Here is a 16,555-nt window from a genome sequence, read left to right as displayed (position 1 = left end):
GTTCTCATGCTTGGAAACAAGGGACCCACAGCGTAGTAAGTTATGTTTAATAATTACTGCACCCTTTATCGAAGGCTGGATCAAGAGTAGGTCAAATTGATAAGAGGGATGGTATTAAATTTGAACAGCCCTAAACAAGACGAATAATGGTATGAATATTTTCAACGTTAACAAAGCTTAGTAACTACCGTTTTTCTGAAGCTGCTGTCTACTGTTTTCTACGGTAATATGCCAATCTGCAGGTATACTGGGCCTTATGTTAACTGATTGTAATTAGGTAATCCATAGTACCCGCTAGTAACACCTGGTAAGACAATTGAGCAAAGGTATGCATAATATATAATGATTTTATATTTTTTTTGATAAATACATATTTGGCAGAATGCTTTAAAAACAAAAAAAACTCCCAGAAGGGGTTATGGTACGCAAACCGGCTATATTGAAAGCAGAACTAATCTAATTCGTAATGTTGTTTGTCTCATTGTTTTTATTTAATAAGGAGCAAACTTAATAGATTTACCATTATGGTACGTAATCAGTTATTCATTTGCTTCTAAGGAATTATGATCATTACATCCGCACCGAGAATAAAGAACCCTGACTTTTTCGTCCTCATAGTATCCAATCGTTTTATTACAATGTTGACACACAATAGTTCCCACGAATTTCGCTCCTTCCAGTTAGTGGCGCTCTATTAGCCGCTACATTTTTAGTGCTATATTATTACAATTTAACTTACTTATGAAACGTTGCAAATCGTAAGTTGTACTTAGGGACTTTATCGTCCAAAAAATAAGTGATAGCATGAAAAACTCTTATCTATGAAAATTAGCAAAGGAACAAAATCTTAAATGAACTATACCTCTATGACAAAACAGTTAACACGGAGGTTTCCTCGAAATAAAAGTAATTAAAGCAGCCAAAAGCAGGTCATTCTTGAATTTTGCTACAGGCTGCTTTAAAAAGATTGGTACATAGAATATTGAGGTAATAATTTTTATATTATTCTAAATTGGCATGGCGTCCATACATGACGCCTGATTCCAATCCGCGTTGTTCCATTAGGCGCAGGATGATGGCATCGTAGAATAACAACAGGCTCTGCTCGAATAAGGAGCCCATCGGCTGTATGGTATTGTAATCGCTGTCAGTGCCGGCCTTTGGCTTGGCGGGCAGTTTGATTGCAAGATCGCTCAATTTCCCGATGGTCGAATCGGGTGAGATTGTGACAACCGCAATGGAAGCGCTTAAACTTTTTGCCTTTTCGGCCATGGACGCAAGGCTCTTGGTCTCGCCGGAACCAGAGCCAATAATCAGCAGGTCATCCTGGTCGATGCTTGGGGTCACCGTCTCGCCCACCACATAGGCGTCAAGGCCCATATGCATCAGCCGCATGACGAACGACTTGGCCATGAATCCGGACCTGCCCGCACCTGCCACGAAAACCTTTTTGGACTCGAGGATGCGGTTGACGAGCCTCTCGGCTTCGTCTTCAGCAACAAGGTCAATGGTCCGGTTCAACTCTTTTACGATTTCAGATGCGTATTCGACTGTCTTCATGAGTGATTACCGTTGATTCACAAGACCGTTTTTGACCAATTTCTGCATTTCGGCAGCAACGGCCTGCTTGTTTTCCTGTCCGGTAATCCCGCCACCTACGATGACAAGGTCCGGCTGTGCCTCGATCACTTCCGGCAGCGTATTGAGCTTGATCCCGCCTGCCACGGCAGTCTTTGCATTCTTTACGACGCGCTTGATTGTCTGAAGCTGTTGGAAGGAGTTTTCCCCTACAGCCTGCAGGTCGTATCCTGTGTGAACACAGATGTAATCCACTCCCAATGCATCGATTTCCTTGGCACGCTGTTCGATGTCCTTGACATTGATCATGTCGACAAGGATTTTTGTGCCCTGCTTCCTTGCCTCTTCCACTGCCCCCTTGATGGTGGCATCATCCGTGGCCCCTAAAACAGTGATAATGTCCGCACCTGCTTCGGATGCCTTCATGACCTCGTACGCTCCTGCATCCATGATCTTCAGGTCAGCGAGTACCGTGAGGGACGGGAATGCTTCCTTGATTTCCTTTACAGCGCGAAGGCCCTCATTGATGACAACCGGCGTGCCGATTTCCACCACATCGATATATGCCTCGACTTCCTTCACCACTTCCTTTGCTTGTGGGATGTTTACAAGGTCTAACGCCAATTGAAGTTCCATAATTCCTTCAGCTCCCTTACTATTTTGATATTAGTGTGATACAACTCTTATTCTAGTTAGATATTTAACAGAAAGGAAGTATGCACTTTAATATCATATAGTGCTTCGAAATATACTATTTGAGGAACAATGAAGGATTATATACTGGCAAAATTAAAGAAAAAAAACACATGTAGCAGGGAAAAAAAGCCACGTGTGTGTCATTCTTTATATAAATGTAAGCCCTTACATTTATTTTATTTATAAGGACTTTGTCGTTTCAATCTGGGTTTCCAGTACAGTTTCCATATAGTCTTTACCCCAATCATACATAGCCTCTAGAATGGGCAATAAGCTTTCTCCGCGTTTTGTCAGTGAATATTCCACCTTCGGAGGAACAACAGGGTAAACTTGTCGATGCACAATCAAATCCTCCTCAAGCTCCCTCAACTGACTTACGAGCATCCTTTGTGTAATGCCAGGAATCATTGCTTTAAGCTGACCAAAGCGTTTAGTTCCTTCTTTTCCTAGGTGCCACATAATTACCATCTTCCATTTACCACCAATTATCGATAAGGTTAACTCCTTCTCGCAATTAAAAGTTCTTTCACAAAGATGCCCCATCTTCTATTTCCCTCCTAAAAAATTATAAGAATAGTCTGAATAATAGTGTGCTATTTAATACTATATAATAAAAAAGTGCGTACTTACAATCAAAAATTGTAAATATTATACTGGAGACATCAATAAGTAAAAATTGAAATATTTTACGGCTTGCAACTGTCAAAAAAGCTGTTTTTACAACATATTCAAACAGAGGAGGGGAAAATATGAGCGGGATAACCGTTCCTCGTAATCCTAAATTGAATCAAAAAAGTTTATCTTTTGTAACACCGTTGGAGTTAGATTCGTTGACATTTGTATTGTTTGGAGCAACAGGAGACCTGGCTAAACGAAAAATATATCCTTCGTTGTTTAATCTATTCTTAGATCAAAAGTTACCAATATCATTTGCTATTATTGGTTTAGGTCGGAGGGAATGGTCGGATGAAATTTTTCAGAAAAATGTCGAGGATTCCATTAAAGCATACTCGAGGCGTTCCACTGATGATGAACTCAAGATTAAAGAGTTTACAAGTTCATTTCGTTACATTTCTTTAGATGTTACGAATACCGAAAGTTATCAAAAATTACTAGATATTATAAGGAAGACAGAAGAGGACCTCGATATCCCAGAAAATAGGTTGTTTTATTTATCAGTTTCCCCAGAGTTTTTTGATGTAATTACTGCAAATATAAAGGCGAGTGGATTGGGATCCATAACAGGCTGGAAGCGTCTGATTATAGAAAAACCATTCGGCCATGATTTGAAATCCGCGCGTGCACTTCATAGAAGACTGAGTGAAGCTTTTGAAGAAGATGAAATTTATCTGATTGACCACTACCTTGGAAAGCCTATGGTTCAGAATATAGAAGCCTTGGAATTTGCTAATCCAATGTTCAAAGCACTATGGAACAATAAATATATTGCTAATGTTCAAATTACAGCGAGTGAAACAGTAGGAGTGGAAGAACGAGCGAGTTACTATGACAAAGCAGGCGCGATTCGTGATATGATCCAAAACCATATGCTGCAACTGGTTATGATGACGGCCATGCATCAGCCTAAACAGAAAAGCGCAATGGAAATCCGAAATGAGAAGAGAAAAGTGATGGAATCTCTAAGACCGCTCCCCAGACATCGTATATCTGAGAATGTGGTACGGGGTCAATATCAACAAGGGATCATTCATGGGTTACCTGTGCCAGGGTATAGAGAAGAACCTGGCATTGAGTCTTCCTCATTAAATGATACGTTTGTCGCTGCACGGTTGTGGATTGATGACTCATTTTGGAGTGGTGTACCGTTTTATATTCGTACTGGCAAACGAATGAGAGAAAAGTCAACTCGTATTGTAATTGAGTTTAAACAGTGTTTTCAAGATTTATATAAATCTACAAACGAGGAAACTGCTCCGAATCTATTAATTATTGAAATCAGCCCTCATGAAGGTATTTCATTACAGTTCAATAGCAAAAATCCCGTAAATAATGGAAAGCTTGAACCAGTAACCGTAAAATTTCTGGCGAACCAACAAGACATCCCAGAGGCCTATGAACTTTTATTAGCGGATGCTTTACGCGGCGATTGTACTTTCTTTGTTCCATGGGCGGAGGTTGAGTTGTCGTGGGCATGGGTTCAGCCTATCTTAGAAGCATTTCAAGAGAATAATTTGCCCTTAAGTTTTTATCCTGCTGGCTCAATGGGGCCAGATGAAGCAAATCAATTATTGCTAGAAGACGGGTTTAAGTGGTGGTAGTTAGCAAAATAACAAAACATCACCGAATGAAGGTAGACCAATCAAACTTCATATTTACTAATAAGGGGGCTTAAAGGTGAAAGTTGGACTAATTGGATTAGGAAAAATGGGCTTTAATTTGGGGTTGAACTTGATTGACCATGATCATGAAATAGTAGTTTATGATGTCAATGAAGATGCTGTACAAGAAATGGAGCGGTATGGAGCTTACGGTACTTCATCCATTATCCAACTGGTTCAATGCTTAGAATCCCCAAGAATCATTTGGCTCATGATTCCACACGACACGGTTGATATGGTGGTCTTTGATTTATTACCCTTCTTAAATAGTGGAGATGTAGTCATTGAAGCCGGTAATTCGCACTATAAACAATCAATAAAACGTTATCAAAATTTAAAGAAATTTGGTGTTCATTTTTTAGATGTAGGCACCTCAGGAGGGATAGAGGGTGCTCGAAATGGAGCTTGTTATATGGTAGGTGGTGATCAAGAAGTTTGGAAGAAAGTCGAGCCTATTTTTCGCGATTCATCTGTAGAAAATGGATATTTGTATGCAGGTCCAGCAGGAAGTGGCCATTTCCTAAAAATGGTCCACAACGGTATTGAGTATGGAATGATGGCTGCCGTTGGAGAAGGCTTTGAGTTGTTAGAACGAAGTGAATACGATTACGATTTTGAGAAAGTTGCACGAGTATGGAATAATGGTTCAGTCATCCGTTCATGGTTAATGGAATTAACCGAAAACGCGTTTTCCAAAGATGCTAAATTAGAAGATATTAAGGGCGTCATGAATTCATCAGGAGAAGGTAAATGGACTCTTGAAACGGCCTTAGATCTTCAAACTGCCACGCCTATAATCGCTATGTCCTTACTTATGCGTTATCGTTCGTTGCATGATGATACTTTCGCCGGAAAAGTTGTAGCAGCCCTTCGAAATGAATTTGGTGGTCATGCTGTACAGAAAGTGACAAGGTGATGGGGTTCGACTTTATTATGATTATAAACTATTCACTAATCAGCGCGGGGTGCGCCCTCGCCATTAAACGCACTGAATAAGAATTCCATTTCATTCGGAGAGGAGCTAAAAACTGTGAAAGCAAGAATAGCTATTAATGGTTTTGGGAGGATAGGGAGGCTAGTCTTTCGGAAAGCGATACTAGATGACACACTTGACATCGTAGCGATAAACGCAAGCTATCCCGCTGAGACGTTAGCTCATTTGATAAAATATGACACGACCCATGGAAGATTTGAAGGCGAAGTAATTGCTTCAACAGATTCCATCACGGTTAATGGACATCGAGTGCTTTTACTCAATAATCGTGATCCTAAGCAGCTCCCGTGGGGAAAATTGGAAATCGATATCGTAGTGGAAGCGACTGGAAAATTTAACGCGAGGGAAAAAGCAGTGCTTCATTTAGAAGCAGGAGCCAGAAAAGTCATTCTAACAGCCCCGGGAAAGCAGGAAGACGTCACAATTGTGATGGGAGTAAATGAACATATTTTAGATAATGACCGGCATTTTATTATTTCTAATGCGTCATGTACAACAAATTGCCTGGCGCCTATTGTTAAAGTGCTACATGATACGTTTGGGATTGAACACGGCTTGATGACGACTGTGCATGCGTACACCAATGACCAACGAAATATCGATAATCCACATAAGGATTTGCGTAGGGCCCGGGCATGTGGCCAAAGCATCATACCTACTTCCACAGGGGCCGCGAAATCCCTTTCAATTGTAATGCCGGAATTAGAAGGAAAAATGCATGGAATAGCTTTACGTGTTCCAATTCCAAATGTCTCATTAGTTGATTTGGTAGTTGATTTAAAACAGGACGTTACTATAAATGATGTAAATCGCGCATTTATTTCTGCTTCACAAGGATCTTTACAAGGGATTTTATCATATACAGAAGAACCTTTAGTATCCATCGATTTTAATACGGATCCACATTCAGCTATAATAGACAGTTTATCCACGCTCGTGATTGGTGGAACAAAGGTAAAGGTCCTCGCATGGTATGACAATGAATGGGGCTACTCTAATAGGGTTGTAGAGCTAGTGAAACTTGTCGCGATGCAAATGGGGATTGTTTCAACGATGAAGGTGGGATAACCCAAATGTTCCTGTTTTAAATTTATAAGGAAGAATGCATACATGTGTGAAAAAATAATAGTCCAAATGTGACTATGGGAGGACAAATTTGTATCATAACAATCGCACATTACCTAAAAAGCGGTTCTACCAAAACATTGTATAGTGCTACATCAAAATGGGGTAGATTGTTAAAGACCACATCAAGCAGCCTGGTAACTGATTGCTTAATGTGGACTTTTTTATGTCTTCAATATTTACATTGTCCGACTGGAGTATTTTAAATTAGTATTTCACCTATCATTTAGCTTTCTCCGTAATAACTGTTTCCATATAATTCTTACCCCATTCGTACATGGATTCGAGAATCGGCATCAAGCTTCTCCCATTTTCGGTAAGTGAATATTCCACCTTTGGTGGAACCACAGGATAAACCTTCCGATGTACGATGAGATCATCCTCTAGTTCCCGTAACTGGGCTACCAGCATCCTTTGAGTAATATCAGGGATTAGAGATTTTAGCTGGTTAAAACGTTTTGTGCCTTCTTTACCCAAATGCCATAAAATAAGCATTTTCCATTTACCCCCAATCACAGCAAGCGTCAGCTCTTTTTCACAGTTGAATGTTCGATTATCTATGCGACTCATGTTGTCCCTCCTTTCTGAGAATTAGTAGTATACTTTTTGATACTATATGCTAGTAAAGTGCGTACTTTCATAATCATATTATACGCATTATAATGATACTTGTACAGGAGATAACCAGAATATTTGAAAAATTTGAACAAATATATTTAGGAGGTGAACAAATGAGTGAAACAAAGGTGACAGTGATGGAGACTCGTGTCCAGACTTTAGCTTTCGATTTCCTCTCTGTAGCCCAAGAAGCAGCAATCGCATCGTATCCGTGGATAGGAAAAAGAAATAAAATAGCAGCGGATGGGGCTGGCACGAGGGCAATGCGCGACAGGATGAACCTCATTGATATGGCTGGATTAATAGTGATTGGAGAAGGGGAACTTGATGAAGCCCCAATGCTCTATATTAATGAGCAACTTGGAACAGGATATGGCCCGCACGTAGATATTGCAGTAGATCCGGTAGAGGGAACGACTTTAATGTCAAAAGGGCAGGATAACTCCATAACAGTGATTGCAGGCGCAGAAAAGGGAGGTTTGCTGCATGCTCCAGACATGTACATGAAAAAAATAGCTGTAGGACCAAAAGCGAAAGGCCACATCAACATAGAAGCTTCATTAACAGAAAATATGATTTCAGTTGCAAAAGCCTTGGGCAAAAAAGTAAATGAGCTAACAGTGATGATTCAAGACCGCCCTCGACACGATGATCTGATGCGACAAGTATATGAAGCAGGAGCCAGGGTGAAGTTATTTTCCGATGGCGATGTAACCGGGGCTATCGCGACCGCACTCGAACATATTGAGATTGATATATTAGTAGGAACTGGCGGAGCCCCCGAGGGAGTTATAGCTGCTACTGCACTCAAGTGTTTAGGTGGAGATTTCCAAGGGCAACTTGTACCTCAAAACACTGATGAATACAAGCGCTGTGTACGGATGGGAATATCAAATCCTGAAAAAGTCTTTACACTTGAGGAGATTGTAAAAACAGAGGATTGCTTTTTTGTAGCTACAGGGATTACGGATGGAATGCTGTTAAAAGGCATTCGCAGAATAGAAGATGGCTCTATATTAACTCATTCGTTTTTAACCATTGGAGGACAACATAAAACCGTCCAATTTATTGAAGCTTACCATTGATAATCTGTAAGTAAAAGTACATCACAAACCTATAAAATTTAGATAAGGAGAGCGATCGTTATGCCATTAGTATCCATGAAGGAAATGTTAATTCAAGCAAAAGAGGGGGGGTATGCAGTTGGACAATTTAACATAAACAATCTTGAGTTCACCCAAGCCATTCTACAAGCGGCTCAGGAAGAAAATTCACCGGTCATTTTGGGCGTGTCAGAAGGTGCTGCTCGGTACATGGGGGGATTTAAATTTACTGTGGAAATGGTCAAGGCCTTAATGGAGGAATATAACATGACGGTTCCGGTGGCCATTCATTTGGATCATGGTTCCAGTCTAGAGAAATGTGTACAAGCCATACATGCCGGATTTACTTCTGTTATGATTGATGGCTCACATCACCCCCTTGAAGAAAATATTGAACTAACGAAACGTGTTGTCCAAATTGCCCATGCTGTAGGTGTTTCAGTAGAAGCAGAGCTTGGCCGTATCGGAGGACAAGAAGATGATATATTTGACGCCGAATCTGCATACGCCATTCCTGCGGAATGCGAGCAATTAGTCCGCGAAACAGGAGTCGATTGCTTTGCCCCTGCATTAGGATCTGTACACGGTCCATATAAGGGCGCACCAAATCTTGGTTTTGATCGTATGAAAGAAGTTATGGAACTGACAGGCATTCCTCTTGTCCTCCACGGTGGGACAGGGATTCCAACAAAGGATATTCAAAGAGCTATTTCTCTCGGTTCTGCGAAAATAAATGTTAATACTGAAAGTCAGATATCCGCAACAAAGGCTGTACGTGATGTATTGAGCAATGATGATGAAGTATATGATCCACGTAAATATCTTGCACCTGCTCGTGAAGCCATCAAAGACACAGTGAAAGGTAAGATGCGAGAGTTTGGTTCTTCAGGTAAAGCACAATTGCATGAGACTGTACTTACAAGATAATCGGTGTGAAGGGAAGGGGAAAAATTAATGATTGAACAAACAGTAAATGTGGATCTATTATCCATAAACACTCTAAGAACCTTATCCATTGATGCAATCGAGAAAGTAGGTTCAGGGCATCCTGGTATGCCTATGGGTTCGGCCCCTATGGCCTACACGTTATGGACAAAATTTATGAATTATAATCCTAGTAATCCAAAATGGTTCAATCGCGACCGCTTCACGTTATCAGCGGGGCACGGCTCGATGCTCCTCTACAGTCTGTTACATTTAACGGGTTATGATGTTTCCTTAGACGACTTAAAAAACTTCCGTCAGTGGGGAAGCAAAACTCCTGGTCACCCTGAATTCGGACATACTCCTGGGGTAGATGCAACAACAGGTCCATTGGGACAAGGTATTGCGATGGCTGTCGGCATGGCAATGGCTGAACGGCATTTAGCCGCCACTTACAATAGAGATACTTTCAATGTAATGGATCACTACACATACAGTATTTGCGGTGATGGAGACCTAATGGAAGGTGTATCAGCGGAGGCAGCATCCCTTGCCGGACATCTAAAACTTGGGCGTTTAATAGTCTTATATGATTCTAATGATATTTCTCTCGATGGTGACCTTAGCATGTCCTTCAGTGAAAGTGTAGCCGATCGATTTAAAGCATACGGATGGCAAGTTCTGCGGGTGGATGACGGCAATGATGTTACTGCTATTTCAAATGCATTAATTAAAGCAAAAGCGAACGAAGGTCAACCAACATTGATTGAAGTCAAAACGATCATCGGCTATGGATCACCAAATAAGGGAGGTAAATCTGCGTCACACGGTGCACCACTTGGCAAAGAAGAAATAAAACTAGTAAAAGAGCATTACAATTGGCCATTTAGCGAAGATTTTTATATTCCCGTAGAAGTTAAAAAACATTTTGCAGAATTAAAAGAAGTGGCCGAGCAGAGGGAACACAACTGGAATGAACTATTTGCCAGATACCAACGTAAGTACCCGGCTCTTGCGAATGAATTAACCCAAGCTATAAATGGAAATCTTCCTGAAGGATGGGACACTGATGTCCCTCAATATCGTATAGGAAATGACACTCTGGCCACGCGTTCTTCTAGCGGAGAAGTACTTAACGCCCTTGCCAGGAACGTGCCTCAACTAATTGGTGGCTCCGCTGACTTAGCATCTTCAAACAAGACCTTGCTAAAGGGGGAAGCTAATTACACTGCGTCCGATTATAGTGGACGTAACATCTGGTTCGGTGTGCGGGAGTTTGCCATGGGGGCTGCGGTAAATGGGATGGCTCTCCATGGAGGAGTAAAAGTCTTCGGTGCTACGTTCTTTGTTTTTTCAGACTATTTACGACCTGCGATACGACTTTCAGCATTGATGAAACTACCAGTAATATACGTGTTTACCCATGATAGTGTTGCTGTAGGGGAAGATGGTCCAACACATGAACCTATTGAACAGTTGGCTTCTTTACGTGCCATGCCTGGCCTTTCAACCATTCGTCCAGCAGAAGGTAACGAGACAGCGGCAGCATGGAAGCTGGCATTAGAAAGTAAGGATGAGCCGGCAGCCCTGATCCTAACACGACAGGATCTGCCAACCTTAGTAGATTCGGAGAGAGCTTACGAAGGTGTGAAAAAAGGAGCATATGTTATTTCTGAGGCGAAGCATCCTGTTGGTATTTTACTTGCCTCTGGTTCAGAAGTATCACTTGCAGTTGAAGCGCAACAAGTACTTAAAGAGGAAGGAATCAGTGTCTCCGTCGTTAGTATGCCAAGTTGGGATAGATTTGAAAAACAGTCGGATGTATATAAGGAAAGTGTACTTCCGAAAGACGTTCAAATACGCCTTGGGATTGAGATGGCGGCTTCCCTCGGATGGAGTAAATATGTGGGAGATAAGGGTGCTGTGCTATCAATTGACCAATTCGGAGCTTCTGCACCAGGGGATAGGCTAATAGAGGAATATGGTTTTACTGTAAAAAATGTGATTTCGCAGTTTAAAAATCTTTTATCAAAATGACAAACATAAAATAGTAATAATATCAGACTGTGAATATCGATGGCTAGCACTGGGTTCTGGGCAGACTTCATCAGTTGGTGAAGCTGCCCTTTTTTCCAATAAGTACAATACATGACGTTATTCAGTAGTTTTACGATTTATTAAAAGTCGAAGTAAGCCAATTTCGCAAATGAAGCAACCGGCCATTTTCGTCCTCATAGTTGATGTTTGTCGATTCCTCCAAATTCCAGGTTTCTGGGGGCGTAAATATGTGTTTTGGGGAGAGGGTCCCTCATTATCACTGTCCAGGGGTTTCAACTATTATAGTTCATTATCGTGGCTTATATAAGACATAGATTGCATTGGAGGAAACAGAGCATGAAAAAGATTGCTGTATTAACTAGTGGCGGGGATGCACCAGGAATGAACACAGCCATTCGCGCTGTTGTACGAAGAGCCATATTCAAAGGGTTTGAGGTGTATGGTGTACAAAACGGCTACAAAGGTTTAATTGAAGGGGATTTTATTTCAATGAACCTTGGAAGTGTCGGCGACATTCTTCACCGTGGAGGTACTATTTTAAGAAGCTCGCGTAGTGAAGAATTTAAAACAAATGAAGGTCAGCAACGGGCGCTAGTCCAGTTGAATAACAAGGCGGTTAATGGATTAGTCGTGATTGGAGGAGACGGATCGTTCAGGGGGGCTAAAAAGTTATCAGAATTAGGAGTCGCAACGATTGGTATACCGGGATCAATAGATAATGATATTCCAGGAACCGATTATGCAATTGGATTTGATACAGCTGTTAACACTGCTGTATCAGCTATCGATCAAATAAGGGATACAGCTTCATCACATGAACGTACATTTATCATTGAGGTAATGGGACGAGACGCGGGTGACATCGCCCTTTGGGCAGGTATGTGCGCTGGCGCAGAGTCCATTATCATTCCTGAAGCTCATCAGGATTTAGACGATATAATTGAGCGCATTAAACAAGGACAGCAGCGAGGGAAAACACACAGTATTATCGTAGTTGCTGAAGGGGTTGGTAAAGGATTGCAAATCGGTAATAATATACGGGAAAAAACGGGATTCGATACGAAAGTCACGATACTTGGACATATTCAACGTGGAGGCTCGCCTTCTGCTTACGACCGAATGATAAGTAGCCAAATGGGGGCGAAAGCTGTAGATTTACTTGATGAAGGGGAACATGGGGTGATGGTGGGAATAAAAAATGCCCAACTCATTCATAGAGCATTCGGTGAAGCGGAGAAAGATAAACATACCATTGATTTATCCATTTACGATTTAGCACGAAGTTTATCCATTTAATAATAGATCACATTGTTCAATGTCATATAGTTTTATCACGAGGGGCATTGTAGTGCTTTTCAAATTAGATAAAAAATAGTATTAACACTTAATAGGACAAGGAGGGAGTAAGGTGAAGGTAGCAATTGCATCCGATCATGGAGGAATTAACATCCGTAAAGAAATCATATCGCTCATGGAAGAGCTGAAAATTGATTTCATAAATTTGGGTTGCGAGTGTGAAACATCTGTTGATTATCCGGATTATGCCATACCTGTAGCGGAAAAGGTAGCTAATGGCGAAGTGGAACGCGGCATCTTGATTTGTGGTACTGGTATCGGAATGAGCATTGCAGCAAATAAGGTACAAGGAGTACGCTGTGCTCTTGTTCATGACATGTTTAGTGCCAGAGCAACCAGAGAACATAACGATTCTAATATACTCGCAATGGGGGAGCGAGTAATTGGTCCAGGATTAGCTCGTAGTATCGCCCAGGTCTGGTTAACCACCCCCTTTGATGGCGGAAGACACGAAATCAGAGTCAATAAAATTTCATCGTATGAAACTGAAAACGTTCAGGTAAGTCTTTGATTAGCTTGTTACTGCGTTAATTTACACAATTTTGTGATACAAATAGGACCTAAGACTCCGGAGCCTTGCGGATTCTGTCCCTAAGTAAAGTGAAGCTAAGCCTGTAATAAGTGTGCATATATAAGCAGAAATGAATCCGCTTACATCTTATGCGTTAGTAAATATAGCATGTTTCTCACAATAAAATATAAAAGGATGGTGCTCTATTTTGGAAAAAAAATATTGTGTGCATTGTAATATTTTATATACAGATGAAACTAGCTGCACCGTTTGCGGAAAAAACGAATTTAGGGATATTAAGTTTAATGTTCAATTTCAATCTCATCCCACAAGTAGATTGGACAAGTGGGGAGAGGGTAGGAGCCACTTCTACAATAAATTTAAGTTCTGAGCTGAAACTAAGAAAATCACAGTATTTAAAGCAGTATTATTTTGTTTGACGGTTCCGTAGGCTGCGTCATAAATTTAACAGAAAGTATTAAAGTAGCACTTGGATATAGTTTATATAAGAGAAATCTTTCCTGAAAAATTCCCTAATATAAAATATTTTTGCCAAACCTATTGATCTCATCAGGGAATACTGGTTGGTCTGGGAGCATTATTGACGAGGATTTATATACTTGTACCCAGAATAATTTTGCGAAGCCATAGCAGGTATATCTATACTATGATTTATATAGTTTTTATACCTGCGGTTTTTGTATTGACCTTTATCTATTAGTTTTTTGCTGCAAATAACTTGTAGAAGAACGATTGCCTCTATCTCTACCATCATAGTATTTCTCCCTCTTTTGCATATTTTTATCGTTGTTTCGTATTGTAATGGTACTTATATGACAACATACCCTCCTGTGACAACTTGGGGAACCGAGAGAAGAGGTTGTGATCCGCCAAGAAAAGCGAGTCGAACTATTCCACAACTGCAAGCCAGAGAAATGGCCAAAATCATATAGTTACCATAAGTAAGGTATATTCATTGATATTACTAAAGGAAAGGAGTGAACTAATTAATTGAATTATTGCCACGACGAAATAAAGTTGATTGCACTGGATTTAGACGGTACCTTATTAAATGGAGTTGGAGAAATATCAGAACTAAATAGAAAAGCGGTAAAAGAAGCGGAACAAAAAGGAATTATAGTTATTCTGACTACTGGGCGCCCTTATTTATTTTGTAGAAAAATCGCAAACTCACTCCAGTTATCTTCATATCTTGTTACTGTAAACGGTAGCGAAATTTTTGATCATAAAGGACACTTAATTGAAAGACATATTTTATCTAACAATCTGATTCAATGGATGTGGGACTTAACCAAAGAGTATAATGCCGGTTTCTGGGCAACTAGTATTGATGATGTCTGGAGAGGGGAAATGCCTGTTGATATAGAGGCTCACGAATGGCTGAAGTTTGGATTTATTGTAGAAGATAATAAGGTTCGTATGGAAATTAATAATCTACTTGCTGCAAACGCACATCTGGAGCTAAGTAATTCAAAACCAACCAATATCGAAGTGAATGCGGCTGGAATCAATAAGGCAAGGGCGCTGGAAAAAGTATGCGGCCTACTGGGATGTAACATGGAAAATGTCATGGCAATAGGTGATAGTTTAAACGACATGGCCATGATCAAGGCAGCAGGATTTGGCGTGGCTATGGGTAATGCACAAGACAACGTTAAAGATACGGCTGACTGGATTACTGAGAGCAATGAAAATGACGGTGTTGCAATTGCAATCCAGCAATGGATTCTTAGAACTGTCAATGTATAGCGTTCTGTTACAATAAGAGCCATTTTCCTGTGGAATGCGCTATAAGAAGTAGTTGACCTAAAAAAATGAAGAAGTCGACATAAAGGGCTAAGAACAAACAATAAACGGATTCTAATAGACTTGCAATTCACGGAGTTTTTTGCAAAGGTTATTTGTGATGATGTTCAAAAAAGTGGGCCATTGAAGCGATTAATATCTTAGAGACGCTATTATTTTCCCCTTTACGATAGGTCGACAAGAATATATGTTATAGCTGCATGGGCTCTTCCTATTCTTAAATTCTTTGGCCTCCCGTCATTACAATCTCTTCTAAATACCTGATCAGACCCTGTGTATTCTAGTACAATATGACATTGAAAAAACTGGATTTTCAAAGTGTTTATGCAGTTGGTTATACTCTTATATGCAGAAGCGTTTCTTTTAGGTTAAATCCATCTTATTTGAATCCCCTATAGTAGATAGCAAAAAACCCCACCTTTAATCTGACTATTAAGGGTGGGGTTTTAAAAAATAGTAGAATTTTTTATCAATAATGTGAAGCGTCTTATAAATGAATTTAGGAAATAAAATTAGGACAAAACCTGCAAGGGGAGTGTATTTCGCCATTTGAATGTAGGGTGTTTACTCAATATTAATTAAGAACAGCAGGTACAGATACTGCCATTTACCTTTCCTAAAACAGCAGGCTGCCTCTAATTTGTTCGTCTACTTGACAGGGGTCACTATATTTCTATTCTTACTATGCCAAATCTATTTATTAAGTAATCTACAAAGGTAGTAATTGTATAATTTTTGTGTGTTTTAGGTTTTCAATCATTTCTAGCCATCTATTAGGTTTTTCCGAAAGGACCTGATAATACGTGGATAGGAATTCAACAATAAGTGCTGATGGAATTTCGTTTATCTTATCTTGTTTAGGCATAAAGCATAAATCGAGCCCTTCTACTGCTTCACCGTCATTCTGCCAGGACGGGTGAATATAAGGGAAATCTAACCTTTTGTATCCTAGGTGGGAAAGCACTTCCCTCCGCACATAGGGGTTCATTGTTTGAACTCCACCAAAATGATTAATATTATGGTCAAGTACATATGGATTATAAATTTCTGCGAACATGCCAAAAAGTTCTTTACCATTTTGATAGGCGAGATTATCTAAATCACGTTGCCTATTTTGGGACAAAAAGCGGCCAATACCCAAACCAGCTACGCCAACGATCGTAAAGTCGGTCATCGCAATGTTCAAATTTGGATAAAATCGATATTCAGTGGCTCCTACTACTTCATTTTCATGGAGGGCAACAAAAACTCTAATTGCAGGATCCTCTAATGGTTCCTTCCACAGGTCAAATTTTAGCACTTCTTCTTGTGGGAATACAGTTTTCATTAAGTTATGCAGTTGGCGAAACAAAGGATCATCTATCGTTGTGATGCGCAAATATTCCATCGTAAAATCTCCTCTCTAAATTTTTTAGATTATTAGACG

The 16,555-nt window shown here is 40.2% G+C and carries 16 protein-coding genes; 9 read left to right on the top strand and 7 right to left on the bottom strand.

Going from position 1 to position 16,555, the window contains the following annotated elements:
• Positions 1 to 539: 539 nt before the first annotated feature.
• The 4 genes from V1500_RS15610 to V1500_RS15595 all read right to left on the bottom strand — a co-directional run bounded on the left by V1500_RS15610 (position 540) and on the right by V1500_RS15595 (position 2,817).
• Positions 540 to 650, bottom strand: coding sequence for a GapA-binding peptide SR1P (locus tag V1500_RS15610; RefSeq protein WP_409306012.1), 111 nt, complete (start codon positions 648 to 650; stop codon positions 540 to 542).
• Between the two features lie 352 nt (positions 651 to 1,002).
• Positions 1,003 to 1,560 (bottom strand): 6-phospho-3-hexuloisomerase, encoded by a 558-nt coding sequence (hxlB, locus tag V1500_RS15605; RefSeq protein WP_409300581.1) that lies wholly within the window; start codon positions 1,558 to 1,560, stop codon positions 1,003 to 1,005.
• A 6-nt stretch (positions 1,561 to 1,566) separates the two neighbouring features.
• A complete protein-coding gene (hxlA, locus tag V1500_RS15600; protein ID WP_409300582.1) occupies positions 1,567 to 2,214 on the bottom strand; it encodes a 3-hexulose-6-phosphate synthase in 648 nt (215 codons plus the stop codon).
• A 240-nt stretch (positions 2,215 to 2,454) separates the two neighbouring features.
• A complete protein-coding gene (locus tag V1500_RS15595) occupies positions 2,455 to 2,817 on the bottom strand; it encodes a winged helix-turn-helix transcriptional regulator (RefSeq protein ID WP_409300607.1) in 363 nt (120 codons plus the stop codon).
• Between the two features lie 206 nt (positions 2,818 to 3,023).
• On the opposite strand from V1500_RS15595, the gene zwf reads away from it, so the two are divergent.
• The 3 genes from zwf (at position 3,024) to V1500_RS15580 (ending at position 6,675) form a co-directional block, all read left to right on the top strand.
• Positions 3,024 to 4,553 carry a glucose-6-phosphate dehydrogenase gene (gene zwf, locus V1500_RS15590; protein ID WP_409300605.1) on the top strand — a complete coding sequence of 510 codons (1,530 nt, stop codon included), beginning with the start codon at positions 3,024 to 3,026 and terminating at the stop codon, positions 4,551 to 4,553.
• 76 nt (positions 4,554 to 4,629) lie between these two features.
• On the top strand, positions 4,630 to 5,529 hold the full coding sequence (gene gnd, locus V1500_RS15585) for a phosphogluconate dehydrogenase (NAD(+)-dependent, decarboxylating) (RefSeq protein WP_409300603.1): 900 nt from the start codon (positions 4,630 to 4,632) through the stop codon (positions 5,527 to 5,529).
• Between the two features lie 114 nt (positions 5,530 to 5,643).
• A complete protein-coding gene (locus V1500_RS15580; protein ID WP_409300601.1) occupies positions 5,644 to 6,675 on the top strand; it encodes a glyceraldehyde-3-phosphate dehydrogenase in 1,032 nt (343 codons plus the stop codon).
• Positions 6,676 to 6,954: 279 nt separating this feature from the next.
• On the opposite strand, the gene V1500_RS15575 is transcribed toward V1500_RS15580, so the two are convergent.
• Complete coding sequence (locus V1500_RS15575; protein ID WP_409300600.1) at positions 6,955 to 7,302, bottom strand: winged helix-turn-helix transcriptional regulator; 348 nt, start codon at positions 7,300 to 7,302, stop codon at positions 6,955 to 6,957.
• A 161-nt stretch (positions 7,303 to 7,463) separates the two neighbouring features.
• Between V1500_RS15575 and glpX the strand changes: the two genes are divergently transcribed.
• From glpX to rpiB, 5 genes are all read left to right on the top strand, one after another.
• Entirely contained in the window at positions 7,464 to 8,435 is a 972-nt protein-coding gene (gene glpX / locus V1500_RS15570) for a class II fructose-bisphosphatase (protein WP_409300598.1), read from the top strand.
• A 60-nt stretch (positions 8,436 to 8,495) separates the two neighbouring features.
• Positions 8,496 to 9,380 carry a class II fructose-1,6-bisphosphate aldolase gene (fba, locus tag V1500_RS15565; RefSeq protein WP_409300597.1) on the top strand — a complete coding sequence of 295 codons (885 nt, stop codon included), beginning with the start codon at positions 8,496 to 8,498 and terminating at the stop codon, positions 9,378 to 9,380.
• 27 nt (positions 9,381 to 9,407) lie between these two features.
• On the top strand, positions 9,408 to 11,414 hold the full coding sequence (gene tkt, locus V1500_RS15560; protein WP_409300596.1) for a transketolase: 2,007 nt from the start codon (positions 9,408 to 9,410) through the stop codon (positions 11,412 to 11,414).
• A gap of 357 nt (positions 11,415 to 11,771) precedes the next feature.
• Entirely contained in the window at positions 11,772 to 12,731 is a 960-nt protein-coding gene (pfkA, locus tag V1500_RS15555; RefSeq protein ID WP_409300594.1) for a 6-phosphofructokinase, read from the top strand.
• Positions 12,732 to 12,843: 112 nt separating this feature from the next.
• Positions 12,844 to 13,302, top strand: a complete 459-nt coding sequence (gene rpiB, locus V1500_RS15550; protein ID WP_409300592.1) for a ribose 5-phosphate isomerase B — start codon at positions 12,844 to 12,846, stop codon at positions 13,300 to 13,302.
• A gap of 598 nt (positions 13,303 to 13,900) precedes the next feature.
• Here rpiB and V1500_RS15545 read toward each other — a convergent pair.
• Positions 13,901 to 14,077 (bottom strand): hypothetical protein, encoded by a 177-nt coding sequence (locus V1500_RS15545; protein WP_409300591.1) that lies wholly within the window; start codon positions 14,075 to 14,077, stop codon positions 13,901 to 13,903.
• Positions 14,078 to 14,313: 236 nt separating this feature from the next.
• Here V1500_RS15545 and V1500_RS15540 point away from each other — a divergent pair, with 236 nt between their 5' ends.
• Complete coding sequence (locus V1500_RS15540; RefSeq protein WP_409300589.1) at positions 14,314 to 15,072, top strand: phosphoglycolate phosphatase; 759 nt, start codon at positions 14,314 to 14,316, stop codon at positions 15,070 to 15,072.
• 766 nt (positions 15,073 to 15,838) lie between these two features.
• On the opposite strand, the gene V1500_RS15535 is transcribed toward V1500_RS15540, so the two are convergent.
• Positions 15,839 to 16,516, bottom strand: a complete 678-nt coding sequence (locus V1500_RS15535) for a GNAT family N-acetyltransferase (RefSeq protein ID WP_409300588.1) — start codon at positions 16,514 to 16,516, stop codon at positions 15,839 to 15,841.
• Positions 16,517 to 16,555 lie beyond the last annotated feature (39 nt).

It is taken from the genome of Peribacillus sedimenti (assembly GCF_046237635.1).
GTDB lineage: Bacteria > Bacillota > Bacilli > Bacillales > DSM-1321 > Peribacillus > Peribacillus sedimenti.
The sequence above is the reverse complement of the archived record's forward strand: the minus strand, read 5'-3'. Positions and strand labels throughout refer to the sequence as shown.